Genomic DNA, 1,936 nt, shown 5'->3' with positions numbered 1-1,936 from the left:
CAGTGGCTTCGTTGACCGAAGACTGGTTGGCAACGATGCTGACCTTGACCAGGTCGCCTTGGCCAGACGGTTCGTCGGTTACCACTGTGCTGACTTTGGTGCTGCCCAGGTTCAGTTGTTCGAACTGATCAGCGCCGGCGCCTTCGACCTTGGTCAGGCCTTGGGTGATGGTGACTGGATCGTTGACGTAGACGTTGTCTGGCGCAGTGACGGTAACCGAACCGGTGGCCTCGCCTGCCTTGACGGTCACGGTGGTGCCGTCAGTCAGGGTGAAGGTCAGGCCTTTGTGGTTGGTCACTGGTAGGCTTGGATCAGCGCTGACCAACGTCACGGTATAAGTGATCTTGCCGCCTTCGGCCACTGTGGTGTTATCCACAGTGAGCTGGGCAGTCACCGGACTCTGCGTATCGGTCACAGCTACGGACGCAGGCTGGCCGATCTGCAGGTTTTCCAGTTGCTCACCGACCACTTCGGCCTTGGTGATGCTGACAGTGATCTTGCCTTCGTCCTTGAACACATCCTCGCCCTGCGCCGGAGCGGCGTAGGACTTGGTGGTTTCACCTGCCGCGAAGGTCAGGGTCGCACCAGTGCTCAGGGTTACGGTGAATGGCTTGTCGAGCGCCTTGTTCAAGGTAACGGTGAAGGTTGGCTCAGTAGCCTCATTCACGGACAGCTGATCCGCAGCGATGGTGACCTTGACCAGATCGCCTTCGTTATTGCCACCTGGATTGCCTGGAGTGCCAGGCTCATCGGTGACTACCGTGCTGACAGTATCTTTGCCCAGATTCAGTTGCTCGAACTGATCAGCGCCAGCGCCTTCGACCTTGGTCAGGCCTTGGGTGATGGTCACTGGATCGTTTACATAAACGTTATCTGGCGCAGTGACAGTAACCGAACCGGTGGCTTCGCCTGCCTTGACGGTCACAGTAGTCCCGTCAGTCAGCGTGAAGGTCAGACCTTTGTGGTTGGTTACTGGCAAGCTTGGATCAGCGCTGACCAGGGTCACGGTGTAGGTGATCTTGCCGCCTTCAGCGACGGTAGTGTTGTCTACCGACAGTTCAGCAGTAACTGGGCTCTGCGTATCGGTGACCGCAACGGTAGCAGGCTCGCCGATCTGCAGATTTTCCAGTTGCTCACCGACCACTTCGGCCTTGGTGATGCTGACAGTGATCTTGCCCTCGTCCTTGAACACGTCATCGCCCTGCGCCGGAGCGGCGTAGGACTTGGTGGTCTCGCCCGCTGCGAAGGTCAGGGTGGCACCAGTGCTCAGGGTCACGGTGAACGGCTTGTCGAGCGCCTTGTTCAAAGTGACGGTGAAGGTAGGCTCAGTAGCCTCATTCACAGACAGCTGATCGGCAGCGATGGTGACCTTGACCAAGTCGCCTTCGTTGTTGCCGCCTGGGTTGCCAGGGGTGCCCGGCTCATCGGTGACTACCGTGCTGACGGTATCTTTGCCCAGATTCAGTTGTTCGAACTGATCGGCGCCAGCGCCTTCAACCTTGGTCAGGCCCTGAGTGATGGTGACCGGATCGTTGACGTAGACGTTGTCTGGCGCAGTGACGGTAACCGAACCGGTGGCCTCGCCTGCCTTGACGGTCACCGTGGTGCCGTCAGTCAGGGTGAAGGTCAGGCCCTTATGGTTGGTCACTGGCAGGCTCGGATCAGCGCTGACCAGAGTCACGGTGTAGGTGATCTTGCCGCCTTCGGCCACTGTGGTGTTATCCACAGTGAGCTGAGCAGTCACTGGGCTCTGCGTATCGGTGACCGCAACGGTAGCAGGCTCGCCGATCTGCAGATTTTCCAGTTGCTCACCGACCACTTCGGCCTTGGTGATGCTGACAGTGATCTTGCCTTCATCCTTGAACACGTCATCGCCCTGCGCCGGAGCGGCGTAGGACTTCGTGGTCTCGCCTGCCGCGAAGGTCAGGGTGGCACC

Annotated in this window: 1 protein-coding gene; it reads right to left on the bottom strand. The window is 59.0% G+C overall.

Annotated features, from left to right (window positions below; all coding sequences use genetic code 11):
• Nucleotides 1-1,936, bottom strand: a 1,936-nt coding sequence (locus ACF8SD_RS17670) for an immunoglobulin-like domain-containing protein (protein WP_392546468.1), incomplete at both ends; no start/stop codon positions are given.

This window comes from Pseudomonas sp. CJQ_9, assembly GCF_043106615.1.
GTDB lineage: Bacteria > Pseudomonadota > Gammaproteobacteria > Pseudomonadales > Pseudomonadaceae > Aquipseudomonas > Aquipseudomonas juntendi.
Note: the sequence above shows the minus strand (reverse complement) of the source record. Positions and strands in the feature narration are given on the sequence as shown.